This is a genomic window from Nocardioides sp. NPDC058538, from assembly GCF_042719275.1.
Lineage (GTDB): Bacteria > Actinomycetota > Actinomycetes > Propionibacteriales > Nocardioidaceae > Nocardioides.
On record NZ_JBHXNY010000001.1, the window covers coordinates 310,661 to 337,472 of the forward strand.

Below are 26,812 nucleotides of genomic sequence, written 5' to 3' on the forward strand. Positions count from 1 at the left end.
CCACGAGACGAACGAGGATCGACATGTTGGACAGCGGCATCGGATCGTGGCCCGCCCGCCGGGCCCGGATGACCCCCGGCGCGCGGGCGTTCGTGCAGGACGACGCGGTGGTGACGTACGCCGAGGTCGACCGTCTCGTCGAGGCGGTAGCCCACGGGCTGCGGGCCCGCGGCGTCGCGACCGGCGACCGGGTCGCCTTCCTCGGCCTGAACTCGATCGAGCTCGCGGTGACGCTCTTCGCCACCGCCCGGCTGGGGGCGGTGTTCCTGCCGCTCAACACCCGGCTGGCGCCGCCCGAGCTGGCCTGGATCCTCACCGATGCCGAGCCGGCGCTGCTGATCCACGCCGACGACTTCGACGAGGCGGTCTCCTCCGAGGCGGTTGCGGCTCTCGGGCTGCCGAGCCATCGGTTCACAGCCGCCGACGGTCACGGGCTGGACACCCTCGCCGTGCCGTCGAAGGAGCGGATCGACGTCGAGGTCGGCCTGGACGACGTCTTCATGATCCAGTACACCTCCGGCACCAGCGGACGTCCGAAGGGCGTGATGTTGACGCACGGCAACATCGCCTGGAACGCCTTCAACCTGCTCGTCGACGTCGACGTCCGCTCCGACGAGATCGCCCTGGTCACCGCCCCGCTGTTCCACACCGCCGCGCTCAACCAGGTGCTGCTCCCGACCTTCCTCAAGGGCGGTACGTCCCTCATCGCGGCCCGCTTCGACCCGGCCGCCGCGATCGCCACCATCGAGCGGGAGCGGGTCACCCTGCTCTTCGGCGTCACCTCGATGTACCAGGCCCTTGCCCAGGAGCCGACCTGGGCGAGCGCCGATCTCGACAGTCTCCGCTCGGCCCTGAGCGGTGGTGCGCCGATCCCGCGCACGCTTCTCGACACCTGGCAGAGCCGCGGCCTGCACGTCATCCAGGGCTACGGCCTGACCGAGGCCTCCCCGGGGACGACCATGCTGCGCGCCGGCGACGGCCTCGACAAGCTCGGCTCGGCCGGCACCCCCTGCTTCTTCACCGACGTACGCGTCGTGGCGCCCGGCAACGAGGAGGCGGCTTCCGGCCAGGCCGGTGAGGTGCACGTCAGCGGTCCCAACGTGACTCCCGGCTACTGGCACAACGAAGCGGCGACGGAGGCTGCCTTCGACGGGCCCTGGCTGCGTACGGGCGATGTCGCGGTCCTCGACGACGACGGCTTCCTCTACGTGGTCGACCGGGTGAAGGACATGTTCATCAGCGGCGGCGAGAACGTCTACCCGGCTGAGGTCGAGCAGGCGCTCTACACCCATCCCGACGTCGCCGAGGCCGCCGTCATCGGCGTCCCCGACGAGCGCTGGGGCGAGGTCGGCCGCGCCGTCGTCGTACGCCGCCCCGGCTCCGCCCTCACCCAAGACGACCTGCTGAAACACCTCGACGGTCGGCTCGCCCGCTACAAGATCCCCAAGGCCGTCGTCTTCGTCGACGAGATCCCGCACAACGCGTCCGGGAAGCTGCTGAAGTCCCGCGTCCGCGAGCTGTACGGCACCCCGGAAGGAACCACCTCATGACCGCCCCGACCCGCTACGAGCCCCGTATCGACACCGCCTCGATCCGAGCTCTCGACATGCACACCCACGTCGAGGCCGACCATCACGGTCACTTCTCGCTCGACCAGGAGCTGATGGACGCCTCGGCGGCCTACTTCCGCGGCGACCACCCGCGCACCCCGACCGTCGACGACCTCGCCGCCTACTACCGCGAGCGCGACATGGCCGCGGTGATCTTCACCGTCGACGCCTCGACCGGCCTCGACCATCCGCCGCTGTCGAGCGAGGAGATCGCCGAGCGCGCGACCGAGCACGCCGACGTGCTGATCCCGTTCGGCTCCGTCGACCCCCGCAAGGGCGAGGCCGCCGTGAAGCAGGCCCGTCGTCTCGCCGAGGACCACGGCGTACGCGGCTTCAAGTTCCATCCCGGCCTGCAGGCCTTCTCGCCGAACGACCCGGAGCACACCCCGCTGTGGGCGGCCCTGGAGGAGATCGGCGTGGTCGCCCTTTTCCACACCGGCCAGACCGGGATCGGGGCCGGCCTGCCCGGCGGACGCGGCATCAAGCTGCGCTACTCCGACCCGCTGCTCCTCGACGACGTCGCCGCGGACTTCCCGGACCTGCAGATCGTGATGGCGCACCCCGCCGTCCCCTGGGTCGACGTGCAGATCTCGATCGCGACCCACAAGGCCAACGTCCACATCGACCTCTCCGGCTGGTCGCCGAAGTACTTCCCGCCGCAGCTGGTCAAGCAGCTCAACGGGCCACTGCGCCGGAAGGTGCTGTTCGGCTCCGACTTCCCGGTGATCACCCCCGACCGCTGGTTCAGCGACCTGGAGAAGCTCGAGATCAAGGACGAGGTTCGGCCGCTGCTGTTGAAGGAGAACGCGATCCGCCTGCTCGGTCTCGCCTGAGTCCGAGTCCGGCCGGTCGGGGGTTTTGACCGTGGCATCTATTGACGGGGGAACGGGCATCGTCCAGCATTAACAGGAATCCTGATTAACAGGAATCCTGAACGGAGCCCGCGATGACCCTCACCCCCGACGGCAGATGCCCGGCTGGCCCACGGACGCAGATGGGCCGAATCCTCGCCAGTACCCCCATCGGCCGCCCCAGACCCGTCTACGATCCTCGGCCGACGGTCGGGACACACCGCGGTAAGGGGCTCTGACACGCCCGCCACGTACGAGGACATCCAGACGGCCGTCGCCGACATGGTCTGGGGCGCCACGGTGAAACCGGTGCTCACCTTCTAGCGCGTCACCCTCCGGTCACGGCCAGTCGGGGGAGTACGGCCGGTTGAACGCGTCCGGCCGGAACGGGATGAACCGCGCCGCTCCGAGGTCGAGGGACTCCGCGACCCGGTTCATCCGGGCCGGAGTCTCCCGGCCGTGCCAGTCGCCGGTGTCGAGCCGGTGCAGCAGCAGGTTGGCTGCCGTCACGCGCTCGGCGTCCGAGAAGCCGCAGTGCTTCGGCGCCTCGACGTACGTCTGACGCAGCAGGTCCGAGTTGCCCGCCCGCGTGACCTCGTCCTGATACTCGCTCTGCTGGGCGACCGTCGAGATCTGGTCGCCGATGTTGCTCATCGTCACGACCGGCACGCTGATCCGGCCGTCGAACTCGGTCCCGAGAGCGAAGCGCTTCACGACGGCAGGATCAGCGCTGATCCTGCCGCCGTCGTCGATCCTCGAGACGTCGGCCTCGAGCGACAGCCCCGCCTGCCGGTAGAGCCGGGAGACCACCCGACGCGTCTCCGGCGAGGCCTTGGCGAGCTGCGCGACGTAGTCGACACCGGTGTTCCATGACGGGTTGCCGCCGACCAGGGCCTCGAAGGACCGCCGGCTGCTCATCGCCTGGCCGATGTAGGGAAGCGAGTCAGCGGCCAGGGCGCCGTACCAGCCCCGCTGGTACGCATCGGTGTCCCGAGGCTTCGGCCGAGGCTCCGACTCGGACCACGCAGGCAGCTGGCCGATCGTGGCGGCCAACGCGATCCGGGCCCGCCCGGCCGGCGTCTGCTGAGCCTCGGCGAGGCGCTCCTGCCAGGCCGCGATCGAACCCTTGACGTCCTCGGGGATCCCGACCACAGGCAGCGTTCCGGCGGGATCGAGCAGCGTCGAGAGGACGAACACCGTGTCGAGCTTCTGGTTCCACTGCGAGACGGTGCCGGACAGCCCGCCGCACATCGAGACGACGCCGTCGATCGAGTCCGGGTAGTGCTGGGCGACGCCCGCGGCGACGAAGCCACCCATCGAGCTGCCCATCGTGATCCGCCGGTCCGCCTCGCCGGCGGCGTCCTCGAACCGGTCCAGCGCCTCCACCTGGTTGGCGAGGGCTCCAGGGATGTTCCATCCCGTCACGGTGCGGGTCGTGCCGCCGTACGCCGCACCCTGCTCGACCAGTTGCTCGGCCGTCGCGGAGACGGTGGCTGAGCCGGCGAAGTCGAGGTCGACGAAGACGGTTCCGTTCCAGTCGTCCGGGATCAGGAAACGGTAGGGCGTCGAGTCGTCGAGGTGTCCGCTGATCACGGTGGTCTCCTTCGCTGCCATCGCGGGGGTGCTGACGGCCAGCAGTGCCGGTGCCGCTACTACCGCAGCGACCGCCGCGGCGATCATGGTTCTCGGTCTTGCGTTGAGGTGCATCACATCTCACTTTCATGGTCGGGTCGTGCGTCGAGGCGGTTCTCGCCACGTCGAAGGGTGTGGAGGGCGACGGCGAACGCGCAGGTCAGAGCCACGGCAGCGCCCGTCAGCAGTGACACCCGTCCTGACGTGCGGTCGATGACCCAGCCGCTGATCAGACCGCCGAACGGGGCCATCCCGACGTTGCCCAGCAGCATCAGGGCCATCACGCGTCCGACCGCTTGCGCCGGTGCCGCGGCCTGGGCGACCGCGTTGATGACCGCTGTGTAGAAGCCGAAGCCGAGACCGAGCACCGGGGCGAGCACGAGGAAGGCCGCGAGCGTGCCGGGCAGTGCGCTGGTGAACAGGGTGGCTCCGAGCAGTGCGCAGCCCGCTGCGAGCGTGCCCGTCGACACCCTGGGCAACGCGGTCGCGACCAGGCCGCCAGCCACGGCGCCGACGGCATTGAGGGCGTGGTTGAGGCCGACACTCGTCGCCGATCCGTCGAACGTCAGCGCCACCACGGACGTGAGGACGATGTTCAGGTTGAGCGCCAGCAGCGCGATCACGGCGTTGACGACCAGGAGGAGCCGCAACGACGAGTCCTGCAGGACCCCTCCGAGCCGACCGGGCACCGGGCCGGGGTGCCGCGCCAGCCGCTCTTCGTGGGGATGGACGAAGAGCAGCAGCACGAACACGAGCAGGAAGGAGACGGCGTTCGCCAGCAGGCACACCACCGGGCCGGCCGCCTGGAACAGCAGGCCGGCCAGGCCCGGTCCGATCGAGCGGCCGGCTGCCACCGCGATCGTGCTCAGTGAAACGGCCCGGCCGAGCCGGTCCAGGTTCACCAGCGACCGGATGATCGCCTGAGCGGCGACCCGCTCGAACGCGTTCACGGCACCGAGGCACGCGACCAATCCATAGACCGCGATCAGGCTCGGGGTGTCGGCCGAGACCACAACGGCCAGCAGCGACACCACCACGGCCGACAGTGCCGCGCCGATCAGCAGGACGGCTCGCGAGCTGACCCGGTCCACGATCCGGCCCGCGTGGACGCTGAGCAGCAGGATCGGCAGGAACTGCGCGACGGTCACGCCGCCGAGGGCCTGGGCGCTCCCGGTCGCCTCGAGCACCACCAGCGACAGAGCGAGATTCTGAAACCAGGTACCGATGTTCGTGACCACCTGCCCGACGAAGTACCGGCGGAAGCCGGGCTGGGCGAGCGGAGACAGGATCCCGTCGTACGACATGTGCTCAGTTCCCGGCCGGCACCCGCTCGCGCAGGAAGTCGGCGATCCGCTCAGGGATGCGAGCCGCGCCGCTCGAGCGTGAGTCGGCGTTGTTGGCGCGGATCTCCAGGACAGGGATGCCCTCGGCCTCCAGGGCCTCGGAGATGAACCGGCCGCCCGGGGTGTCGTCGGCAATGAGATGGACGACGCCGTCGACACCGTGGGCCTGCGCCTCCTTGACGTACCACTCCGCCGACCACGGCGGTACGTAGAGCAGATCGGTCAGGCCGACGAACCGGGCCGCGAGCGCCCGGAGCGGATCGGGGCCGTAGCGGACGTACCCGTCGGCCGCGATCGCCAGGTACATCGACCAGACGAACACCGCACCGAAGTCCTCGTGGAATCGCTGGTAGAGGTCGAGGTCGGACCAGAGGCCACGACCGATCCACATCAGCCGGCGCCGCTCGCCAGGACAGACGGCGATCCCGTCGTCGATGCGCTGAGCCACCTCGTCGTGAAGCCGGCGAGCCGCGTCGACCGCCCACTGCGTGCCACGGTGCCACTGCGGGACCATCACCGCGGGCATCGTGTCGTTGACCAGGACCGGTGCCGGTCGGGCCGCGGCGAGGAGATCGCGGGTGCGCCGGTTCCACTCGGCCTGCTCGTTGGCCAGCCGCATGATCTCCGCGAAGCGGTCCTCGTCGAAGGCGCGTCCGGTGCGCTTCTCCAGCCACCCGATCAGGTCGTCGATCTCGTCCTGCAGGAGATCGAGGCGATCGGTGCCGAACGCCGTCTCCCACTCGTACGGCACCAGCTCCCACCATCGCGTTGGCACCGGGTCGGCCGCAGTACGCGAGAGGAGGTACGTCTCGGTCCCGGGCCGGCGGCCCCACTGCTCGAATATCTTGTGGGTCACGTCGCCGTGGCTGTCCGCGATCGCGAACGCCGGGTTCGGCAGGCCGCCCCATGGCTGCTGGTCGATCGGCAGGGCCTGTGCGCCCAGCGGCATGGCGTCGTACTGCTGGCTGTGGTCCGGCAGGCCGGTCTCGGCCAGCATGCGCATGCTGGCCGGTCCGAGGCGCTTGGCGGAGATGATTGAGGCCCACCACTGGTTGACCACGTACGGCACGTCGAACGCGCGCAGCACCTCGTGCGGCGCGTCGGCGTTGACGAGCGCGATCGGGTCACCCTCGTGCGCACGCCGTGCCATGTCGGCGAACCACTGCTTCTGGTGCTGTGTCGCGGCACGGGCCGCTTCGAGCCGGCTCATGAGATGCCTCCTGCTGTGGCTGCGAGCCCGTCCTGGATCTCGGCTATGCCCTCCTGTGCCGCGGCGAAGGGGTCACCGGGCCGGATGCGGGTGCGAGCCACGAGCGGGACCCCGCGGCGGCGAAGCTCCAGCCGCTGGTGAGGCAGATCCCAGGCAGGGGCGTCGTCGTGCTCACGCACCAGCGCCAGGGCCGCTCTCGCGTGGGTCTGCTCGGCGCACGTCGCGGTGTACGCCGCTCGTGCCGCGGCCAGGCCACCCGTGGCCGCGGCGGGGCGGGCGAGGTGTGCGGCCGCCAACCCGTCGATCACCTCGCCGATGGTGGGTGCCTCGACGGCGACGCCGAGCCAGGCCAGATCGCCGGTGTCGTGGTCCTCGCCGACCACGACGACGTCCCCGGTACGCTCCAGGACGTCGTAGAGGCCGGGGTCGGGGTGGTTGCTCCCGGTCACGTAGACGGGCGTCGCGCCCGGTGCGGTCGGAGCCTGCGCCTCGGTCACCGCTCCGACCGCGTCCTCGGGCGGCGTCGCGACGGCGGCACGGTAGGCCCGGAGGGCCGCCGCACCCGTACAGCCGCCGGTCCGTCGACGCTCACGCATCGCCTCGAGCGCACGCCCCAGCGCCAGCTCCCGCTCGGCCGCGTGGTGGAGCGATCTGGTGTCGGCGCGGTCGCCCGTGACCCGCTCACAGAACTCGAGCAGCCGGGAGTACTGCCTCCCCACGAAACGCCGGGCTGTCGGGCTGCCAAGACGCGGAGCGTCGACGAGGTGGACCGGGAACGGCAGGCGCCCGCGCTGGGCGAGGATGCGCAGGACGTAGAAGATGCGGAGGTTGGCCTGCGAGTCATGGCAGACCAGCAGTCCGGCGAGATCGTCGTGCCTACCGGACAACACACCGTCCAGGATCCGACCCGCGGCCGCGTCGACGGTGCCCAGCAGCTCGCCGGACTCGGCGGAGACGGGCTCGTGCCAGGACCCGAGCAGGCGCTGCGGGACGGCGCCCGTGGCGAGCACGAGCTGGCGGGGGACGTCGTCGCCGACGATCCCGATCCGTGGCACCGCGCCGGTCACAGGACGCCGGCTTCCCGGAGCTTCTCGACCCGGTCGGCGTCGTAGCCGAGCAGGTCGCCGAGCACGCTCTCGGTGTGCTCGCCCAGGCCCGGAGCCGGGGCGGTGATGTCGACCTCGCTGCGGGAGAAGACCATCGGGATCCCGCTGCCGTAGAGGCCGTCATGGTGTCCGAACTTCGGGTGCACCAGCGGCGTGACCTCGCCGCGCCCGGTCACGAGCTCGTCGCGGACCGCCTGAGCCGTGTCGCGCACCGGAGCGACCGGAACCGAGCTGGCCTCGAGCGCGGCGAGGGCCGACTCCAGGGTTCGTCCGGCCGCCCAGTCGCCGATCATGCGATGCAGGATGTCGGCGTTGGCGACGCGGGCATCCCGGGTGTCGAACAGGTCCGAGTCGACCAGGTCTCCCTGACCGATCGCGGCCAGTACGCCACTCGCGAAGGCATCGGTCGGGGCACAGATGGCGAACCAGCCGTCCTGCGCCCGGAAGGTGCCGAAGGGCGCGAGCCGCGGCACCAGCGAACCCGTACGCAGCGGGAAGCCGACCGACTCCAGGGCATCGAACGGTTCGCAGGCGACCAGCGAGGTGAGGCTGCCCAGCATCGAGACGTCGACGTGCTGTCCTTCGCCCGTACGCTCCGCGTCGAGGACGGCGGCAAGGGTGCCGATGACCGCGAACAGCGGGGCGACCAGGTCACCGATCGGCAGCCCGAACCGCACCGGCGGGTCCCCGGGCTCGCCCGCGGTCATCATCACGCCGCTGAGCGCCTGGATGATCGTGTCCATCGCCTTGCCTTCGCCTGCCACCCCCTGGGCACCGAAGCCGCTGATGGAGGTGTAGACGACGCGTTCGTTGACCGCCTGGACGGCCGGGTAGTCGATGCCGAGCCGCTCGGTGACACCCGCGCTGTAGTTCTCGACGACGATGTCGGCGTTGCGGACCAGATCGAAGAAGACCTGCCTGCTCTCCGGCTGCTTCAGGTTGAGCGTGATGCTCTCCTTGCCGCGGCCGCGCGACAGCATCGACACCGACATGTCGTCCGGCGAGGATCGACGCAGCCGCAGCCCCTCGGCGGTCAGGTAGGGCGAGTTGTTGCGGGAGGAGTCGCCTCCCCGTGTTGGGTTCTCCACCTTGATCACCCGCGCGCCGAGACCGGCGAGCAGCAGTGTCGCGTAGGGGCCGGCGAGCGCTGTCGTCAGATCGATGACGGTCTTTCCGGCCAAAGGTCCCGAACTCATGTCACACCTCGGCTTCTCAGGGTTCCTGGCATTTAATATCAAGCAACTTGATATCACGGAGATTCGTGAGTCCACAAGGCATTGGCCCTCGGGGACCCCTCACGTCGCGCGGACGCGTCCGCCGACCAATTTCCGCGAAGGTATTGACAGGATCCCTGACTGATGCTGATATCAAGTCACATGAGAAGTGCTGTACGTCACATGACCTGCGGCACGACCGGATCACGACCGAACTGGAGTGCACCATGCAGGTAAGGACGACTGCCTCACTTGTCTCGATCGCCCTCGCCGGAGCCCTTCTCGCGGCCTGCGCCAACGGCGCGGCCGAGGAGTCGGGCGCGGCGTCGGGGAAGGTGGACACCGACGCCCCGCTCTACGACGCGCTCCCGAAGAACGTCCAGGACGCCGGTGAGCTGGTGGTCGTGGGCGATGCGCACCCGCCCTATCGCACCGTCGAGAACGACGGCGAGATCACCGGCATCGACCCTGACCTGTGGAAGGTGCTGGGCGAGCAGCTCGGCGTCCCCGTGCGGATGGAGGTCGCCCAGTCGATGCCCAGCATCCTGACCGGGATGCAGTCCGGTCGGTGGCTGGCCTGGAACGGGCCGGTGCAGGCGAACCCGGAACGCGAGCGTGCCTTCGACGCCATCACCTGGCTGCAGACCCGGACGACGTACGTCTTCCCGAAGGAGAACGCCGATGGGCTCGCCGGTGACGAGGCGCCGTGCGGCCAGACCATCGCCATCGTGGGCGGCAGCATCACCGAGAGCGAGGTCGAGAGGCTCAACGCCTGGTGCACGGAGCAGGGTGAGCCGGCCAACGAGCGCGCCGACTACGCCGACACCAACGCCACGCTCCTGGCGGTGAAGAGCGGCCGAGCCGACTTCGCCGGGATGACCGAGACCGCCGCGCTGGATGTGACGGCCGCGGACGATACGTACGACTACGTCACCCAGACGGATGAGCAAGGCTCGGGCGTGAGCCTGCTTGCCCTGCTGACCCCTAAGGACAGCGGTCTGGGGGAGACGATGCACGAGGCGTTCCAGAACATATTCGACAACGGTGACTACCAGCAGGTTCTGGAGAAGTGGGGCCTGGAGCCGGTCGCCGTCGAGGAGCCGCTGATCAACCCGACCACGAAGCGTGAGCCCTCATGACCGTCGCTGACACGCTCCTGGCGCGGCCGGACTCGGTCCGACCCGATGCGGCGACCGCTCGGCCGAGGTTCCAGCCGGGGCGGCTCGCGTCCGTGGTGCTCCTCGCTGCTGCCGCCGTGCTGGTCCTGATCTGGGCGGCGACCAACCCTCGGTTCGAGTGGGCCGTCGTCGCGGACCTCATGTTCGACCCATCGGTGATGTCCGGGCTGGTGATGACCCTCTTCCTCACCGTCGTCTGCATGGCGCTCGGCACCGCCATCGGCACCGCGGCGGCCGCGGGTCAGCTGAGCGACTTCGGCCCGATCCGATGGACGTGCCAGCTCTATGTCGGTCTGCTGCGAGGCGTACCGCCGCTCGTGCAGCTGATCTTCTGGTTCAACCTCGCCTACCTGGTGCCGCGGCTCTCGGTCGGGTTCGCGTCCTGGTCCGTCAACGACCTCATCACCCCGCTGACCGCCGCGATCATCGGCCTCAGCCTGCACGAGAGCGCCTACATGGCGGAGATCATCCGGGCGGGGATCATGTCGGTCGACAGCGGGCAGCGCGATGCGGCCCGGGCCATGGGGTACTCCGGGCGTCAGACGTTCTGGAAGGTGGTCTTCCCTCAGGCCCTGCGGGTGATCGTGCCGCCGTCGGGGAGCCAGTTCATCGCGCTGCTCAAGGGCACCTCCCTGGTCAGCGTGATCACCTTGACCGACCTCCTCTACTCCGTGCAGATCATCTACGGCCGGACCTACCAGGTCGTGCCGCTGCTCCTCGTGGCCGTGATCTGGTACCTCCTCGTCGTCACGCTGCTGACCCTCGTGCAGCGCCGCATCGAGAAGCGCCTCGGCCGCGGCTATGACCGGTCGACGTCCGTCCGAGCCCGCTCCCTGGAAGGGGATCACGCATGACACAGGCATCATCGGAACCCGTCATCCGGGTCCAGGACCTACGCAAGCGCTACGGCGACAAGGTGGCGCTCGACGGTGTCGAGCTCGAGGTGAACGAGCAGGAGGTCGTTGCCGTCCTGGGGCCGTCCGGCTCGGGCAAGTCGACCCTGGTGCGATGCATCCACCAGCTCGAGACCATCGACGGCGGTGCGGTGTTCCTCGATGGCGAGCTGCTCGGCTACGAGGCGTATCGCGGGGGCCACCGCACGCTGAGCGAGAGCCGGGTGTGCGTGCAGCGCCGGCGGATGGGCATGGTCTTTCAGCAGTTCAACCTGTTCCCGCACTGGACCGTGCTCAAGAACATCACCGAGCCCGCGGTCTCCGTCCACGGCCAGAACCGACGGCAGGCGGAGGAGCGTGCTCGCCACCTCCTCGACCGGGTCGGCCTGTCCGACAAGGCCGACGCGCACCCGCGTCACCTGTCCGGTGGTCAGCAGCAACGGGTGGCCATCGCGCGAGCGGTCGCCACCCGGCCCCGGGTCGTGCTGTTCGACGAGCCGACCAGCGCGCTCGACCCGGAGCTGGTCGGGGAGGTGCTCCAGGTCATGAAGGACCTCGCCGAGACCGGGATGACGATGGTCGTGGTCACCCACGAGATGGAGTTCGCCCGCGACGTCGCCGACCGCTGTGTCTTCATGGCCGACGGCAAGGTCGTCGAAGAGGGTCCCTCGGACCGGTTCTTCTCCGAACCTCGCACCGAGCGGCTCCGCACATTCCTGTCCCGCTACTCCGGCGAGCGTCGCTCTCCGGTCGACCTCGAGAAGGTGTCGTCATGACCGTACGCATCGCCGCAGTCGGCGACATCGTGCTGCAGCAGCCCGAGACGGAGAAGCTCTTCGAGCCCAGCTCGGCGATCCTGCGTGCGGCCGATGTCGCCATCGGTCAGATCGAGGTGCCGCACACGACCTCGACCGAGACGACCGGCATCACCGTCCCGTCGCCGCCGGCCGAGCCGGAGGCGCTCCGCGCGATGGCGCAGGCCGGGTTCACCGTCGGCACGACCGCGGGCAACCATGCGTTCGACCTCGGTACGAAGGGGGTCATCGACACGATCGAGGCGGCCGCTGCCCACGGGATCGCGACGACGGGCACCGGCGCGAACGTCGGCGCCGCGGCCACCCCGGTGGTGACGTCCGTCCGGGGTCGCACCGTGGGCGTGCTCAGCTACAACTGCGTGGGCCCGCGGGAGTCGTGGGCGACGAGCCTCAAGGCCGGTGCGGCGTACGTCAAGGTGATCACCCACTACGAGCTCGACGACGCCAACCCGGGCAATCCGCCGACCGTCTACACGTTCTGCGACAAGACCTCCCTGCGCGCGATGACCGACCAGGTCGCCGCGCTGGCCGAGCGGGTCGACGTCGTGGTGGTGGCCCTCCACAAGGGGATCGGGCACACCCCGGCGGTGATCGCCGACTACGAGTTCGAGGTCGCCAGGGCGGCCGTCGACGCCGGCGCCGACATGGTGGTCGGCCACCACGCCCACATCATGCGCGGCATCGAGGTCTACCGCGGCGCCCCGATCTTCCACGGCCTCGGCAACTTCGTCACGGTCACCGACGCGTTGACCCCGGATGCCGACAACGACTCCGAGGAGCTGCGCGCCTGGGCGAAGCGACGCCGGGAGCTCTACGGCTTCGAGCCTGACCCCACCATGCCGGCGTACCCGTTCCATCCGGAGAGCCGCAACACGGCGATCGCGGTGATCGACGTCGACGAGGAGAATCGCGTACGTCCCTCCTTCATCCCGTGCTGGATCGATGAGCAGGCGCGACCGACGCCGCTGGCGCAGGGCGAGGGTGACTCCGTGGTCGCCTACATCGAGGGCATCTCCCGGACAGCGGGGCTGAAGACCGGCTTCTGCTGGGCCGATGATGGGAGGGCGGTGGTCGTGTCCTGAACCCCGCTGCCCGGAACAGCCTCATGGGAGACTCTGATCCCGCCCTCGCCCTGATGTGAAAGTGGTTCACCCGATGTCTGAAGAGCCAGCGGCCACGCCGCGCCCGGCGGCGCCCGTCGGACCGGAGCGGCTTCCCACGGCGGCGTTCTCGCGGATCGAGTACGTCTCCCAGCGGCTCGCGCGCGCACTCCAGCGGGCGACCGAGCTGATCGCGGCGAGGCAGTCGATCTCGGTCTCGGAATACCGCATGCTCTTGATCCTGAGCGACCACGTGCCGAGGTCGAACGCCGATCTCGCGCGGCTGATGTTCGTCTCCTCCCAGGCTGCTCATCTCGTGCTGTCCGACCTGGTCTCCCGTGGGCTCGTCGAGCGGACCCCTCACCCCGACAACCGGCGGATCAGGCTCGCGCGCCTCACCGACGACGGGCTCGCGAAGCTCAACGCCTGCCTGGCCGAGATGATCGCCGTCGAGGACCGCATCTACGCGGGGATGCCGGCTGCCGAGCGGGGTCTGCTGCTCTCCTCGCTCCACCATGCGGCCGAGGTGTTGGCGGGTGGCTACTTCGGAGACGAGGACACCGAGCGGGAAGCGGTTCGGCTGCGCGCCGGCCAGCGCGCGGCGAGCGCTGAGGGCGCCTAGATCCGGGGGTCCGCATCGGGTCTGACTCCGCAGTGGGTTGACGGGCGTGATGCGCGTCACTCACAATTGCCAGGAATCCTGATAAACAGGAATCCTGAATGGAGCCCCCACATGACCCTCACCTCCGGTGGTAGCACGACCGGTCCACGTACGAAGATGGGCCGGATCGTCGCCAGCAGCTTCACGGGCAGCTTGATCGAGTACTACGACTTCCTGCTCTACTCCACCGCCTCGGCCGTGGTCTTCAACGAGGTCTTCTTCTCCAACCTCGACCCGATGACCGGCACGATCGCGTCCTTCGGCACGTTCGCCGCCGGTTACCTGGCGCGCCCGCTCGGCGGCGTGATCTTCGGACACTTCGGCGACCGGCTCGGCCGGAAGAAGATGCTGGTCCTGACCATGCTGATCATGGGTGTGGTCAGCTTCCTGATCGGCTGCCTGCCGACGTACGGCCAGATCGGTGCGGCCGCGCCGGTTCTCCTCGTCCTGCTCCGGGTCGTCCAGGGTGTCGCGATCGGTGGTGAGTGGGGCGGCGCGGTGCTGATCACGGCCGAGCACGCCACGTCCCGGCGCGGCCTGTGGGCCTCGTTCACCAACGCCGGAGCCCCGGCCGGCATGGTCCTCTCGACCGCGGTGATGGCGGTGATGGCCTCGGTCACCACGCCCGAGCAGTTCACCGCATGGGGCTGGCGGGTGCCGTTCCTGCTGAGCATCGTCCTGCTCGCGGTCGGCCTGTGGATCCGTCTCAGCGTGACCGAATCGCCCGCCTTCGAGGCGATGAAGGAGAAGAAGGCAGAGGCACGTACGCCGCTGCTCGATGTCCTCCGCAACCACCCGCGCACGCTCCTGCTCGCCGTCGGTGTCGGGCTCGGTGCCTTCGTCGTGCAGGGGACGCTGACCACCTTCCTGATCAGCTACGCCATCGGCGCCGGCTTCGAGCGCCCGACGGTGCTCAACGCGTTGACGGTCTCCTCGGCCGGCGCGGTCATCGGCATCCTCGGCTGGTCGGCGCTCACCGACCGGGTCGGCCGCCGGCCGGTGGTCCTCGCCGCCGCCGTCGCGACCGCGGTCTTCGCGTACCTGCTCTTCCCGATGCTCGACAGCGGCAGTGTCGCGCTGCTGGTGCTCGCGGTGGTCCTGGGTCAGTCGGTCATCCATGCCGCCTTCTACGGCCCGCTCGCCGCGCTGATGAGCGAGGTCTTCAAGACCTCGTCGCGCTACACGGGTGCCTCGCTCGGCTACCAGCTCGCCGGCATGGGCGCGGGCCTCTCGCCGCTCCTCTTCGCCTCCCTGCAGAAGGCCGGCGCCAGCACTGTCGTGCTCTCCACGGTCATCGCGGCGTTCTGCCTGCTGAGCGTGTTCTCCCTGATCCGGCTCGGCGAGACCAGTGATCGGGAGCTCGTCGACGCCTGACCCTCACGGTGCCCGCCGCGTGCGTCGCGGCGGGCACTGCTGTGTCATCCGGCTGTGTCATCGGTCCCGAACCGGCCGGCGAGCCGCCAGGTAGTCCGCCGGCATGCCCGGTCCGGGCCGCACCACGACCTGGTCCGGCGGTACGTCGCCGTGCTCCGCGCACCGCGTCTCGACATGGACGGGCTCGCCGCAGTCGGCGTGCAGGTAGTCGATGGGCCGGCCGTCGGGGGCGAACCACGTGTCTCCCCACTCGGTGAGAGCGATGAGCGCCGGCCGCAGGCCCTGGGCCATCGCGGTCGGTCGGTAGTCCCCTGCGTCGTCGCGCGTCATCAGGCCGGCCTCGACGAGCGTCGCGAGGCGCGTCTTCAGGATGTTCGTGGAGATGCCGAGGTTGTGCTGGAAGTCGCCGTACCGCGTGACGCCGGCGAAGATCGCGTCCCGCAGGATCAGCAGGGTCCAGCGCTCGCCCACGATCTCCAGGGAGCGGGCGATGGAGCAGATCTGGTCGTCGTACGTCTTTCCGAGCACAGGGCGACTCTAGCAAATCACTTGCATGATGAAAGTGCCTGTGTCTACGGTGGTGGTTGCATGATGCAAGTCACAACCGATTCCAAGGGGACAGCCATGAGCGACCTGACCGCAACCTTCACCGTCGACGCCACACCTGCGGAGGCGTACGAAGCCATCAACGACGTACGTTCCTGGTGGGGGCACCACATCGCCGGGCCCACCGACCAGGTCGGTGCCGAGTGGTACTACCTGGTGCCGGACATCCACTACTCCAAGCAGCTCGTCAAGGAGCTGGTCCCGGGGGAGCGCGTGGTGTGGGAGTTCACCGACGGCTATCTCGACTTCATCGCGGACAAGAAGGAGTGGGTCGGCACGACCGGACGGTTCGACATCGTCCGCGACGGCGGACAGACCCGCGTGACCTTCACCCACGAGGGCCTCGCGCGCGGCGACGAGTGCTTCGACGTCTGCTACGACGCCTGGACCCACTACATCACCGTCAGCCTCAAGGGCCGGATCGAGTCCGGCGAGGGCACCATCCGAACCCAGAATGAGGACAAGGCCGCCGTCGGCCGGTAGCGCTGACCTGAGGGGGCACCGTTGCCCTGGTATTACTGAACCATGCTGAAGACCTGGCCCGGCCGCGGTCGTCTGGCGTTGTACGTCGCCGCGCTCGTGCTCGGGATCGTGGAGGCAGCGGTCCTGACCACCGATCCCCTCGAGGTCGCGGGCGGGGTCGCGCTGCTGCTCGGGTTCACCCATGCCGCCGCGATCCCGTTGGCGCTCCGGCGCCCCGTGGAGGCTGCGGGGCTCTCCCTGGTCGCTGTGACCGTGGCCGCGCTGGCGATTGCGAGGGTCGGCGCGGGCGGATGGCCATGGATGGTGCCGCCGCCGACGTTGACCCAGCTGCTGGTGCTGGTGGTGCTGACCCTGGTCGCCGGGTGGCGGCTGGCCGCTGTCACCCTGGGCATCCAGGTTGCCGTCGGCGTGGTGCTGGCCGTGGTCGGGATGGCCTGGAACGACCTCGTCGACTCGCTCGTGGCGGTGGCCAACTTCGCCTCGCTCGCGCTGCTGATCGGCGCGCTCGCCACCGTCGCCCGACGGCTCGCCGAGAGCCGCAGCGCCTTGCAGGAGGAGCATGAGCGTCGCTCGGTCGTCGAGGAGAAGGCGCGCATCGCCCGCGAGCTGCACGACGTGATCGCCCACAACATGTCGCTGATCACCGTGCAGGCCAGGTCGGCTCCGCACCGGGTCGACGACGTCAGCCCGGCGGCGGAGGCGGAGTTCGCCGAGATCGCCGACCTGGCGGCGTCGGCGCTGCGGCAGATGCGCGGGGTGCTCGACGTGCTGCGTACCGAAGAGGGTCAGTCGGGCCGGGTCCCGGTGCCGGGCATCGACGGGCTGGCCGATCTCTTCGAGTCTGCCCGCGGAACTGGCCAGCGGGTCGAGGTGCGGGGTGAGCTTCCGGAGCTCACCGACGTGGCCCCGGAGGTGGGCACCGCGGCCTACCGGATCGTGCAGGAGGCACTCAGCAACGCCCGCCGCCACGCTCCCAGCGAGTCGGTCGGCGTCGATCTGACGATGGGGGAGACGGACCTCGAGATCCGGGTCGCCAATGCTCTCGATGGCGCCACCCCGGCCTCTGACAAGGAGGCCGCAGGCGGAGGGCATGGCCTCATCGGGATGCGGGAGCGTGCCAACGCGGTCGGCGGGAGCGTCACCGCTGGGGCCACCGCCGGCGACGAGTTCGTCGTCGAGGCGTTGCTCCCAGCGCAAACCGCGGTGCGCACACCCGCCAAACGCGGTAGGAAGACCCCGTGACGGTGAAGATCGTGGTCGTCGACGACCAGGAGATGGTGCGCTCCGGCTTCGTGGCGCTGCTCAGCACCCAGCCGGACATCGAGGTGGTCGGCACCGCCGCCGACGGCTCCGAGGCGTTGCAGGTGGTGCGGCGTACGCATCCTGACGTGGTGCTGATGGACGTCCGGATGCCGGTGATGGACGGGATCGAGGCGCTCCGGCAGCTCTCCGAGAACCCGGCCACCGCACAGACGAAGGTGGTCATGCTGACCACCTTCGACGCCGATGAGTACGTCCACGAGTCGCTGCGTCTCGGCGCCAGCGGGTTCCTGCTCAAGGACGCCTCGCCCGACGAGCTCGCCTCCGCCATCCGGGTCGTCCATGCCGGCGAGGCGCTGCTCTCGCCGTCGGTGACCCGGCAGGTGATCGCGCAGTTCGCCCGCGCGCCCAGGAAGAGGCGGGCCGACCCGCGCCTCAAGCAGCTCACCGAGCGCGAGCGCGAGGTGCTCGAGCACATCGCTCGCGGCAGCTCCAACAGCGAGATCGCCGCCGAGCTCTTCCTCGCCGAGCAGACTGTGAAGACCCACGTCAGCCGCATCCTCGGAAAGCTCGGCCTGCGCGATCGCGCCCAGGCCGTCGTCTTCGCCTACGAGAGCGGCCTGGTCGCGCCCCACGTCTAGCCTGTTCGAGCCCTCAGGGACATCCCGCACTACCCCGGTAGGGGGTCGAATGGCTCCCGGGAGTGACGCGCGGATCGACACCTGATTCCTACCGTCACGGCCATGACAGTTGTGACGCCGCTCAGATACGGCCTCAACGAGGCCGATGCAAGCATCGGACCCGACCTCCTCGCCTGCGACCCTCCCGGAGGGGCACGGGTCGTCGAGGCTTTCGGGGACGCCGCCACCGCCGACCACATCGCCGTGGTCGTGCCCGGCAACGGCCACCACCTCGGCAACTACTTCACCAGCACCGAGGCTCACAGTCCGCGCTCCCGCGGGCAGCTGCTGTTGCGTACGATGCACCAGATCGCGCCCGAGAGCCGGTCGGCCGTCGTGGTCTGGCTGGGCTATCACTCGCCGCCGGAGTGGTACAACGCGATCACCAACGGCCCCGCCTACGCCGGGGCGCCGGACCTGGCGAACCTGACCCACTACCTGCCGCGCGCCGCGCACCTCACCCTCATCGGGCACAGCTACGGCTCGACGGTCGCCGGTCTCGCTCTCGCCTCCGCGCGCGCCGAGGACTGTGTGGCGCTGGGCAGCGCCGGGATGGGTGCGGTGCGGCGCTCCGAGCTGGGCGCCGGCACCCGGCTCTGGGCCGCGTACGGCGAGACCGACCGGATCCGGCTGGTCCCACGGGTGCGGGTCGGGCCTCTCGGTCTCGGTCGCGGCCCGCTCGAGCTCGGGGCGACCCGGTTCGGCACCGGCGACATCCCCGGCCACTGCGGCTACTACGCCGAGGGCAGCGAGTCGCTGCTCAACATCGCCCGGATCGCTCTGGGCCGCTACGACGTGGTGACCCCGGCCGGCGTCACCACCGCGCGCACACCCCGACCCGCACGATCCATCGCAGCCATGGAGGCAGCAGCATGATCACCGACGAACCAGCCATCTGGACCCAGGCACTCCGCAAGAGCTACCCCGGCCGCGGCGCCGCCCTGGACGGCATCGACCTCGCCGTCCCCGCCGGCACCGTCCACGGCCTGCTCGGCCCCAACGGGGCCGGCAAGACCACGACCGTACGCATCCTGGCCACCCTCGCCTCGTTCGACTCGGGCCAGGCCTGGGTCGCCGGCCGCAACGTCGCCCGCGACCGGGCCGGCGTGCGGGCGCGCATCGGAATCGCCGGCCAGTACGCGGCGGTCGACGGTGTCCTGACCGGCCGTCAGAACCTGGAGATGTTCGCCCGTCTGTACCGGATGCGAGCCCGGGAAGCACGAGCCCGCGCGGACGAGCTGCTCGAGCGTTTCGACCTCGTCGAGGCCGCCGGCCGCCCGGTGAAGGGTTACTCCGGAGGCATGCGCAGGCGGCTCGACCTCGCGGTCAGCCTCATCCGCAGCCCGCGGGTGCTCTTCCTCGACGAGCCCACCACCGGCCTCGACCCGCGCAGCCGGCTCGAGGTCTGGGACGCGGTCCGCGAGCTGGCCGACTCCGGCACGACCGTGCTGCTGACCACCCAGTACCTGGAGGAGGCCGACCGGTTGTGTTCACGCATCACGATGGTCGACCGCGGTCGTGTCGTCGCCGAGGGGTCGCCCGCCGAGCTGAAGTCCAGCGTCGGCGGCCGCGACCTCGACGAGGCGTTCCTGCTCATCACCGAGGGGGCCTGAGATGACTGTGTCCATCGATGTCCCCGATCGACCCATCGAGGCTGTCAATGCTCACGGATCACGCATCACGTGGGCGACGGTCGACACCTGGGTGGTGGCCAAGCGTCACCTCCTCCACCTCGTACGCCGCCCCGACGAGCTCCTCGGCACCCTGATGATCCCGGTGATGGCCGTGGCCATGTTCGGCTTCGTCTTCGGCGAGGCCTTCGGGGTCGCGATGGACGTACCGGGCGCGGAGTACCGCGAGTTCCTGCTCCCCGGCCTCTTCGCGCTCACCATGGCGTTCGGCATCGGCAACACGACGATCTCGGTCGCCGAGGACGTACGCGGCGGGGTGCTGGACCGGATGCGATCCCTTCCGATGTCGCCGGTGGCGGTGCTGGCCGGGCGTGCCCTGGCCGACGTGATCCTGGCGGTTGTCGAGCTGACCATCCTGCTGGCGCTGGGGACGCTGTTCGGCTGGCAGGCCCATCTCGGGCTCGGCGCGGTGGTCGCCGCACTCGGGCTCCTGGTCCTCCTCAGGATGGCCTTCTCCTGGGTCGGCATCCTGCTCGGCCTGCTGGTCAGCGGTCCCGAGGCGGCGATGAAGTACTTCGCGCTCGTCTTCCCGCTCGCCATGGTCGCCGACACGATCGTGCCGACCGACCTGATGCCGGGCTGGCTCGCCCTCCCCGCCGAGTGGAACCCGCTCTCCTCCACCGTCATCGCCACTCGCGAGCTCTTCGGCAACATGGCCGCCCCAGCCACCACGTGGGTCGGTGAGCACGCGCTGACCATGGCCGTCCTCTGGCCGGTCGCCATCATCGCGGTGTGCCTGCCGCTGGCCATGGCGCGGTTGCGCCGACTGGGGCGGTGACCACGATGACCACGCTCCCGGGCCAGGCGCACCGTCAGGTCAACGGCTACACAGAGCTGATGAGTCGGGTCAGACAGGAGGGTCTGCTGGCGCGGTCGCCGAGGACGTACGTCCGGCGTGCGGCCCTCCTCGGCACCGGCTTCGCGCTCGCGCTGTTCGCGATGCTCGCCCTCGGCCAGACCTGGTGGCAGCTGCTGGTCGCGGCGGCCTTCGGGGTCCTGTTCACCCAGACGGCGTTCCTCTCCCACGACGGCGCCCACCGGCAGATCTTCGCCTCGGGCCCGAAGAACGAATGGGCCTCGCGCATCCTCGGCAACCTCGTCGTCGGGCTGAGCTACGGCTGGTGGATGCGCAAGCACACCCGCCACCACGCCAACCCGAACAAGGTCGACGCCGACGAGGACATCCGCCCCTCGGTCCTGCTGTTCACACCCGAGGACGTCGAGCGACGTACAGGGATCAAGCGGTGGCTCACCGCCCGCCAGGGATGGCTGTTCTTCCCGCTGCTGACCCTCGAAGGCATCAACCTCCACGTCGGTGCCGTCCGCACCGTGATCGGCGAGCGAGACCTCAAGCATCGGCGTACGGAGGCAGCGTTCCTCGCGCTGCGGCTGATCGGCTGGCCGGTGCTGGTCTGCTCGGTCCTGGGCCTCGGCCTCGGCGCGGCGTTCCTGGGCGTGCAGCTGGCCGTCTTCGGGGTCTACATGGGCGCCAGCTTCGCCCCGAACCACAAGGGCATGCCGCTGGTCCCGCGCGACACCAAGATCGACTTCCTCTCCCGCCAGGTCCTGACCTCCCGCAACATCCGCGGCGGGCGCTGGGTCGACTGGCTCATGGGCGGCCTGAACCTGCAGATCGAGCACCACCTCTTCCCGAGCATGCCGAGCAGCAGCCTCCGCCGCGCCCAGCCCCTCGTCCGCGCCTACTGCGCCGAGCAGGGTGTCCCCTACACCGAGGCCGGTCTCCTGGAGTCGTACGCCATCGTCGTCCGCCACCTCAACCGCGTTGGCCTCGGCGACCGCGACCCCTTCGCCTGCCCGTTCGTCGTGACCAACAGGACAGGCTGACCGTAGGGCCGGACATCGCCCATCGTGGGTGAGGGTGCGGGCCTGGCGTCCAACTACCGTGCTGACGGAGTCCAGGGCCGAGTCCCGGGGAGAGGAATCGCATGCCTTCCGTTGCCGAGTCACTGCTCTGGATCTCGATCGTCGCCGTCGTGGCCCCCATCGTCGCTGGCTTGATCCCACGCCGCCTGGTCCCGGAGGTCGTCCTTCTCCTCGGACTCGGAATGCTGATCGGGCCGTTCGGGCTCACGCTGGCCGTCGAAGGCCCGCCCATCGAGCTGCTGAGCGAGCTCGGGCTGGGCATGCTGTTCCTCCTGGCCGGCTTCGAGATCAAACCTGCGGAGCTGATCGGGCGGGCCGGGCGACGCGCGGGTCTGACCTGGGTGACGTGTCTCGGCCTGGCGTTCGCCCTCACCGCCTTGCTGGCTGCAGCGGGGGTGGTTGATGGAGAAGTGGCCCTGGCCATCGCCCTGACGTCGACCGCCCTGGGAACCCTGCTGCCGATCCTCAAGGACTCCGGCATGACCACAGGACGGGTGGGCGAGTCGGTCCTGCGCCACGGTGCGTACGGCGAGCTCGGGCCCGTCGTGGCCATGGCACTGCTTCTGGGCACCCGCGGCGCGACGACATCGCTCCTGATCCTGCTGGTCTTCGCCGCGGTGGCTCTCCTGCTGACGATCCCGTCGCTTCGGCTGCGCGGTGGCAGCTCGTGGTTGCTCGTGCACATTCGTCATGGGGCGGAGTCGACCAGTCAGACCCCTCTTCGGCTGACTCTCCTGCTGCTGGTCACGCTCAGCTTCGTCGCGCACGAACTCGATCTGGACATCGTGCTCGCTGCGTTCGCAGCCGGCTTCATCCTCCGGCTGGCCCTCCCGGACGGCGACGAGAGGTTCGAGGCGCGGCTCGAGGGCATCGCCTTCGGACTGCTCGTGCCCGTGTTCTTCGTGACCTCGGGAATGGCCATCGATCCACGAGCCATCGGGCGCAACCCCGGCGCCTTCGCGGCCGTGCTCGCGCTCATCCTGATCGCCCGCGCCCTTCCCGTGTTCATGGCCAGCCGCTTTCTCGGGCCACCCCAGGACCGCTTCGACACTCGCGACGGTGCGGCGGTGGCGCTCTTCGCCGCCACCGGGCTGCCCATCATCGTTGCGGTGACCTCGGTCTCGGTGTCATCGGGTGAGATGTCGACCGAGAGCGCCTCGGTGCTCGTGGGTGCCGGTGCCACCACCGTGCTCTTGCTGCCCATGCTTGCGACAGTGCTGTTGGGCAGGTCGCAGCCTCGCGACGAGTCCCGGTCCGGAGCGGACACGCCGACCGGCTCTTGAACCGCCCTGAAGCGCCTACCGTCCAATCGAGAGACGGCGTGCTCTACGAGGTCGGATCGGTGAGCACCGCTGCCCGGACCCGCCCGTGATCGGAGTAGCCCGCATCAGCCTCCACGGTGCCCGCGCCACCGAGCTGCCTCTCCCAGTCCCGGGTGAGGGACTCGGTCTCGCCAGCCTCGCGGGCTCGCCGGTCGAAGGTGACCCGGGTGACGTACCCGCCCTCGGACCAGATCAGCACCCCGTCGACCTCGGCCTCGAAGTGCTCGCCGTCGGGCAGCACCAGGTCGATCCGGTCGCTGTTGTAGTCGCGCATCCCCGGGAACTCCTCGTTGTCCTCGGGCAGGCTGGAGAGCTGGATCGGCTCGCGCAGGTCGAGCTCGATGGTGTCGGGGTCGCGGGTGAGCTGGGAGAACACGACCAGCGTTGCGATGAAGAGCACCGGCACCGCGAGCACGCCGACCCCGGACCAGGCCAGCGGCTTGGGATTCTTCCCTGACAACCGGACCACTCCGGCGGCCACGAGCAGGATCACCCCGACCGCCACGAAGAACAGCAGGATCGCCCCGACGACGATGATCAGAACCGCCCCACCCGCACCCATGGCCCCAGTATCCCGGCCGCGCGGTGCCCCGTGCGGCCGAACCGGTCAGGAGACGGTCGCGACGACGCAGACGGCCAGGGTGGAGAAGTAGACGACGCCTGCGAACAGGGCGTGGAACCCGACCCGGAGCGGCAGTCTGCGTTTGAAGATCGAGCGGAGAGCGACCTTGTAGGCGTTGATCGTCGAGAGGTGGCTGCCGCCCATCCGGCGCGTACGCCACAGCAGCATGTTGTCGCCGAAGCCGTTGCCGACGGTGATGAGCAGGAGCGCGGCCCACGCCCAGAGGACCTGGTCGACCAGGACGTACGTCGTCCAGCAGGCGACGCCCAGGACGGAGAGGCCGACGTGGGTGAGCACCACCGGTGACCGGACGCGACCGTGCCGGAACCAGCCCGTCAGCAGCAGGACTCCGACCGCTGCCTGGACGAGCCACGCCACGAGGACGACGTACGACATGGTGCGACCGTACGGGCCCTCGTGGCGCGGTGGACGAGTCGAGCCGGCGATCCCCGATAGAGGGGATCGCCGCCCGGACCCTCAGAACGGGGTCAGCGTCACCGCCATCTCGGAGGCGTTGTCCTCGACGTACGAGGCGAAGCCGCCGACGTCGTCGAAGGCGAACCCGTAGGCCTTCCCGTCGACCGTGTTGTCGTGCATCGCCTTGCAGTACGCATGGACCGGATCGCCCTGGTAGAAGCCGCCAGGGTCGCTCGTGGGCTGGTCGGCGGAGGCCAGGAGAGTGGTCCGGTTGAAGCCGGCGCCGAGCACGGCCGCGACCGGGCCGGTGATGCCGTCGTTGGGAGCCGCCAGCGCGCCGTCGCAGAAGAGCACGTCCCGGGTCGAGGGCCGGCTGAACGCCTTGACCCCGCCGTCGAAGGCGAACAGGTCGCCGCTGACTCGCCCGGTGAAGGTGGTGTTGTTGGCCCTCACGACGAGCGACTCCGCGGCGTACTTCGACCACACCTGGTCGATGTAGGAGTCGAAGTAGGTGGTGGAGAACCGCCCCGCGTCCAGCCCGTGTCCCGGCGCGATGATGCGACGGTCGTCGACGACGAGGGAGCCGAAGTCGGGCGATGCCGAGACGGCGGAGAAGATCTTCGCGCGGCCACCCTCGACGAGGGTTCCGGTGGTCGGCGACTCCTCGCCGGTCAGCGCGATCGAGAGCGGGACGCTGAACATGTCCACCATGGTCGTGTTGCAGTAGATCCGGCCGCTCTTGTAGGTGAACTCGACGCAGTCGTGAAGCACGCCGTAGCTGGGGTCGGACTCGACCCACGCCGCCGGATAGGCGAGCGCGTTGCCCTCGTTGACCTTGAACTTCAGCTTGTCGCCGAGCGAGAAGTAGATCCGGCCGGACATGTCGGCGGGGATCTGGGAGAGCGTGTCACCGCTGCTCGAGAACGGGATCGCGTAGTCGGCATAGCCGTCGGCGCCGTTGTCGGCGAGCGAGACGGGCACGAGCGTGCCCTCGGGCGTGACCCGGGACTGCTCGCCCGTCGCCAGGTTGGTGCCGACGATGTAGAAGTGGATGGAGGCGTTGTCGTACGCGCCGGTCCGGTTGGCGAAGCGGAGCTGGATGGTGGCCTGGGCTCCGATTCGTTGCGGGCGCATGGCTTGCGCGGCCTGCCAGCTGGTTCCGCCGAGGAGCGGCACGGCGAAGGCGGCAGAGGTGGCGGCGAGTACAGATCGTCTGGTCAGCATGGGACCTCCCGAGTGGGGAACTGTAGGAACCCGAATTACAGTAAGGGTCCTTTACAGTAAAAGTCCATACCTTCGCGGAGAGGCGTCGGGACGGCGTCGGTTCGATCACAAACACCGATCAAGTGACCAAAATGGCGGTCCGGGGGCAGCGGATGTCTCGTCAACGTCGCTAGCCTGAATGCTTGTGAAAGTTGTCGTGCTCACCGGAGCCGGGATCTCCGCCGAGAGTGGTCTCGCGACCTTCCGGGATGCCGATGGGCTCTGGCAGGGTCACCACGTCGACAACGTGGCGACACCCGAGGCGTTCCATCGTGATCCCGCGACGGTCCATCGGTTCTACGATGACCGCCGCCGGGAGCTGCGCGCAGTGGCGCCCAACCCGGCCCATATCGCGCTGGCCAGGCTCGAGCAGGTCCTCGGCGACGAGTTGCTGGTGGTCACGCAGAACGTCGATGACCTGCACGAACGCGCCGGCTCCCGCCGGGTGGTGCACATGCACGGCGAGCTGCTCTCGGCCCTCTGTGACTCCTGTCAGGGCCGGTTCGCGTGGGACGACGACCTCGCCGACGCCCCCGCCTGCCCGGGCTGTGGGAACGACACGCTGAGGCCCGACGTGGTGTGGTTCGGCGAGATGCCCTACGACCTCGACCTGATCGAGCAGGCGCTCGCCCGGGCCGACCTCTTCGTCGCCATCGGCACCAGCGGCGCGGTCTACCCGGCCGCCGGTCTCGTGCGCATGGCCGCCCGCGCCGGGGCCAAGACGCTCGAGCTCAACCTGGACTCGTCGGAGACCTCGCACCTCTTCGACGACGCCCGCCAGGGGCCGGCCGGCAAGCTGGTGCCCGAGTGGGTCGCCGACGTACAGACCCTCGCGCGTTGACCCCTTCGTAAACTCTGTCACGATAGGCCGCGTGCTTCGCCATGCCGTGCTCACGACCGCCCTCATCGTCGCGCTGACCAGCGCTCTCGCCGGCTGTGGTGACGAGGAGGGATCGCTGTCCCAGGCGCGCGACTACGCGAAGGAGCCCGGCAACCAGATCGCCGAGGACGCCCGCGCCGCGATGCACGACATCAAGACCGTGCATGTCGAGGGTGACGTACTCGACTCGGAGAGCACCAAGATCACCGTCGACCTCGACGTCTCAGCCGACGACGCCTGCGTCGGCAAGGTCAGCATCGGCGACGGCCAGATCTCGCTGCGCTCCATCGACGGCTCGGCCTGGTACCAGGGCGACGAGGAGTTCTGGAAGTCGATCGCGCCGGCCAAGGGTGAGGGTGAGCGCATCGCCAAGCGAGTCGGTGAGAAGTGGGTGAAGCTCGAGGGCGAGCTGGCCAGCCTCCGCGCCTTCTGCAGCATCGACAGCCTCACCGACCAGATGGTTCCGCCCGAGGCCGAGGCCCAGGCGATCGGCCCGGCGATGGCCGCCGACGGCCCCGCCGTCCGCCTCGACGTCACCCACGGCGAGACCGAGAGCCGGACGTACGTCCGGGCCTCCGAGCCCCACCGGATCGTGAAGTGGACCCAAGGCAGCTCCGGCGAGCTCACCTTCTCCGACTTCGACAAGGAGTTCCAGGTCGAGGAGCCCGCCGCTGACGAGGTCTTCGACCTCGCCGAGCTGGAGAAGTGAGAACAGCT

General features: G+C 69.5%; 27 protein-coding genes. 18 read left to right on the top strand and 9 right to left on the bottom strand.

The genetic code is table 11. The annotated features are described in order from the left end of the window. The first annotated feature begins 23 nt into the window (after window positions 1-23). Both ACFWQC_RS01495 and couO read left to right on the top strand, forming a co-directional pair. Complete coding sequence (locus tag ACFWQC_RS01495) at window positions 24-1,550, top strand: long-chain fatty acid--CoA ligase (protein WP_378672023.1); 1,527 nt, start codon at window positions 24-26, stop codon at window positions 1,548-1,550. Beyond that, complete coding sequence (gene couO, locus ACFWQC_RS01500; RefSeq protein WP_378672026.1) at window positions 1,547-2,443, top strand: 4-hydroxyphenyl-beta-ketoacyl-CoA hydrolase; 897 nt, start codon at window positions 1,547-1,549, stop codon at window positions 2,441-2,443. The genes ACFWQC_RS01495 and couO overlap by 4 nt, the downstream gene beginning before the upstream one ends. Window positions 2,444-2,800: 357 nt before the next feature. Here the strand turns inward: couO and ACFWQC_RS01505 are convergent, their stop codons facing one another. The 5 genes from ACFWQC_RS01505 to ACFWQC_RS01525 are packed head-to-tail and all read right to left on the bottom strand — an operon-like array spanning window position 2,801 to window position 8,948. After that, complete coding sequence (locus tag ACFWQC_RS01505; protein ID WP_378672029.1) at window positions 2,801-4,141, bottom strand: alpha/beta fold hydrolase; 1,341 nt, start codon at window positions 4,139-4,141, stop codon at window positions 2,801-2,803. Between the two features lie 26 nt (window positions 4,142-4,167). Beyond that, window positions 4,168-5,397, bottom strand: a complete 1,230-nt coding sequence (locus tag ACFWQC_RS01510) for an MFS transporter (RefSeq protein ID WP_378672032.1) — start codon at window positions 5,395-5,397, stop codon at window positions 4,168-4,170. Between the two features lie 4 nt (window positions 5,398-5,401). After that, on the bottom strand, window positions 5,402-6,646 hold the full coding sequence (locus ACFWQC_RS01515; protein ID WP_378672034.1) for a 2-hydroxyacyl-CoA dehydratase: 1,245 nt from the start codon (window positions 6,644-6,646) through the stop codon (window positions 5,402-5,404). Then, window positions 6,643-7,713 carry a 2-hydroxyacyl-CoA dehydratase family protein gene (locus ACFWQC_RS01520; protein ID WP_378672036.1) on the bottom strand — a complete coding sequence of 357 codons (1,071 nt, stop codon included), beginning with the start codon at window positions 7,711-7,713 and terminating at the stop codon, window positions 6,643-6,645. The genes ACFWQC_RS01515 and ACFWQC_RS01520 overlap by 4 nt, the downstream gene beginning before the upstream one ends. Continuing rightward, complete coding sequence (locus ACFWQC_RS01525; RefSeq protein WP_378672039.1) at window positions 7,710-8,948, bottom strand: CaiB/BaiF CoA transferase family protein; 1,239 nt, start codon at window positions 8,946-8,948, stop codon at window positions 7,710-7,712. Before ACFWQC_RS01525 ends, ACFWQC_RS01520 begins: the two co-directional genes overlap by 4 nt. A gap of 245 nt (window positions 8,949-9,193) precedes the next feature. Here ACFWQC_RS01525 and ACFWQC_RS01530 point away from each other — a divergent pair, with 245 nt between their 5' ends. The 6 genes from ACFWQC_RS01530 (at window position 9,194) to ACFWQC_RS01555 (ending at window position 14,987) form a co-directional block, all read left to right on the top strand. Beyond that, window positions 9,194-10,105: a transporter substrate-binding domain-containing protein gene (locus tag ACFWQC_RS01530; RefSeq protein WP_378672042.1), complete on the top strand. Its 912-nt coding sequence runs from the start codon at window positions 9,194-9,196 to the stop codon at window positions 10,103-10,105. Continuing rightward, window positions 10,102-10,998, top strand: coding sequence for an amino acid ABC transporter permease (locus ACFWQC_RS01535; protein WP_378672045.1), 897 nt, complete (start codon window positions 10,102-10,104; stop codon window positions 10,996-10,998). The genes ACFWQC_RS01530 and ACFWQC_RS01535 overlap by 4 nt, the downstream gene beginning before the upstream one ends. Then, the gene (locus ACFWQC_RS01540; RefSeq protein WP_378672048.1) at window positions 10,995-11,813 is read left to right on the top strand and encodes an amino acid ABC transporter ATP-binding protein; all 819 of its coding nucleotides are present in this window, start codon (window positions 10,995-10,997) and stop codon (window positions 11,811-11,813) included. Before ACFWQC_RS01535 ends, ACFWQC_RS01540 begins: the two co-directional genes overlap by 4 nt. Continuing rightward, a complete protein-coding gene (locus ACFWQC_RS01545; RefSeq protein WP_378672051.1) occupies window positions 11,810-12,934 on the top strand; it encodes a CapA family protein in 1,125 nt (374 codons plus the stop codon). The genes ACFWQC_RS01540 and ACFWQC_RS01545 overlap by 4 nt, the downstream gene beginning before the upstream one ends. A 73-nt stretch (window positions 12,935-13,007) precedes the next feature. Next, on the top strand, window positions 13,008-13,574 hold the full coding sequence (locus ACFWQC_RS01550; protein WP_378672054.1) for a MarR family winged helix-turn-helix transcriptional regulator: 567 nt from the start codon (window positions 13,008-13,010) through the stop codon (window positions 13,572-13,574). Between the two features lie 111 nt (window positions 13,575-13,685). Beyond that, window positions 13,686-14,987, top strand: coding sequence for an MFS transporter (locus ACFWQC_RS01555; RefSeq protein WP_378672057.1), 1,302 nt, complete (start codon window positions 13,686-13,688; stop codon window positions 14,985-14,987). Window positions 14,988-15,044: 57 nt separating this feature from the next. Here the strand turns inward: ACFWQC_RS01555 and ACFWQC_RS01560 are convergent, their stop codons facing one another. Then, window positions 15,045-15,515 carry a winged helix-turn-helix transcriptional regulator gene (locus ACFWQC_RS01560; RefSeq protein WP_378672059.1) on the bottom strand — a complete coding sequence of 157 codons (471 nt, stop codon included), beginning with the start codon at window positions 15,513-15,515 and terminating at the stop codon, window positions 15,045-15,047. Between the two features lie 96 nt (window positions 15,516-15,611). Here ACFWQC_RS01560 and ACFWQC_RS01565 point away from each other — a divergent pair, with 96 nt between their 5' ends. The 8 genes from ACFWQC_RS01565 to ACFWQC_RS01600 all read left to right on the top strand — a co-directional run bounded on the left by ACFWQC_RS01565 (window position 15,612) and on the right by ACFWQC_RS01600 (window position 22,874). Then, entirely contained in the window at window positions 15,612-16,076 is a 465-nt protein-coding gene (locus tag ACFWQC_RS01565; protein ID WP_378672061.1) for an SRPBCC domain-containing protein, read from the top strand. A 42-nt stretch (window positions 16,077-16,118) separates the two neighbouring features. After that, window positions 16,119-17,318 carry a sensor histidine kinase gene (locus ACFWQC_RS01570; RefSeq protein WP_378672064.1) on the top strand — a complete coding sequence of 400 codons (1,200 nt, stop codon included), beginning with the start codon at window positions 16,119-16,121 and terminating at the stop codon, window positions 17,316-17,318. Then, entirely contained in the window at window positions 17,315-17,977 is a 663-nt protein-coding gene (locus tag ACFWQC_RS01575; protein WP_378672067.1) for a response regulator, read from the top strand. The genes ACFWQC_RS01570 and ACFWQC_RS01575 overlap by 4 nt, the downstream gene beginning before the upstream one ends. A 102-nt stretch (window positions 17,978-18,079) precedes the next feature. Then, window positions 18,080-18,892, top strand: a complete 813-nt coding sequence (locus tag ACFWQC_RS01580) for an alpha/beta hydrolase (RefSeq protein WP_378672069.1) — start codon at window positions 18,080-18,082, stop codon at window positions 18,890-18,892. Continuing rightward, window positions 18,889-19,629, top strand: a complete 741-nt coding sequence (locus tag ACFWQC_RS01585; protein ID WP_378672072.1) for an ABC transporter ATP-binding protein — start codon at window positions 18,889-18,891, stop codon at window positions 19,627-19,629. Before ACFWQC_RS01580 ends, ACFWQC_RS01585 begins: the two co-directional genes overlap by 4 nt. Before the next feature lies 1 nt (window position 19,630). Next, on the top strand, window positions 19,631-20,485 hold the full coding sequence (locus tag ACFWQC_RS01590; protein WP_378672075.1) for an ABC transporter permease: 855 nt from the start codon (window positions 19,631-19,633) through the stop codon (window positions 20,483-20,485). A 5-nt stretch (window positions 20,486-20,490) separates the two neighbouring features. Beyond that, a complete protein-coding gene (locus ACFWQC_RS01595) occupies window positions 20,491-21,552 on the top strand; it encodes a fatty acid desaturase family protein (protein ID WP_378672078.1) in 1,062 nt (353 codons plus the stop codon). Window positions 21,553-21,653: 101 nt separating this feature from the next. Then, a complete protein-coding gene (locus tag ACFWQC_RS01600; protein ID WP_378672081.1) occupies window positions 21,654-22,874 on the top strand; it encodes a cation:proton antiporter in 1,221 nt (406 codons plus the stop codon). Window positions 22,875-22,917: 43 nt separating this feature from the next. Here ACFWQC_RS01600 and ACFWQC_RS01605 read toward each other — a convergent pair whose 3' ends face one another. The 3 genes from ACFWQC_RS01605 to ACFWQC_RS01615 form a co-directional block, all read right to left on the bottom strand. Beyond that, window positions 22,918-23,475 carry a hypothetical protein gene (locus ACFWQC_RS01605; RefSeq protein WP_378672084.1) on the bottom strand — a complete coding sequence of 186 codons (558 nt, stop codon included), beginning with the start codon at window positions 23,473-23,475 and terminating at the stop codon, window positions 22,918-22,920. Window positions 23,476-23,520: 45 nt separating this feature from the next. Continuing rightward, complete coding sequence (locus ACFWQC_RS01610) at window positions 23,521-23,931, bottom strand: hypothetical protein (RefSeq protein WP_378672087.1); 411 nt, start codon at window positions 23,929-23,931, stop codon at window positions 23,521-23,523. An 81-nt stretch (window positions 23,932-24,012) separates the two neighbouring features. Further along, complete coding sequence (locus tag ACFWQC_RS01615; RefSeq protein WP_378672091.1) at window positions 24,013-25,176, bottom strand: beta-1,3-glucanase family protein; 1,164 nt, start codon at window positions 25,174-25,176, stop codon at window positions 24,013-24,015. A gap of 178 nt (window positions 25,177-25,354) precedes the next feature. Between ACFWQC_RS01615 and ACFWQC_RS01620 the strand changes: the two genes are divergently transcribed. Both ACFWQC_RS01620 and ACFWQC_RS01625 read left to right on the top strand, forming a co-directional pair. Next, window positions 25,355-26,056 carry an NAD-dependent deacylase gene (locus ACFWQC_RS01620; protein WP_378672094.1) on the top strand — a complete coding sequence of 234 codons (702 nt, stop codon included), beginning with the start codon at window positions 25,355-25,357 and terminating at the stop codon, window positions 26,054-26,056. Window positions 26,057-26,087: 31 nt separating this feature from the next. After that, window positions 26,088-26,804: a hypothetical protein gene (locus ACFWQC_RS01625; protein WP_378672097.1), complete on the top strand. Its 717-nt coding sequence runs from the start codon at window positions 26,088-26,090 to the stop codon at window positions 26,802-26,804. Window positions 26,805-26,812 lie beyond the last annotated feature (8 nt).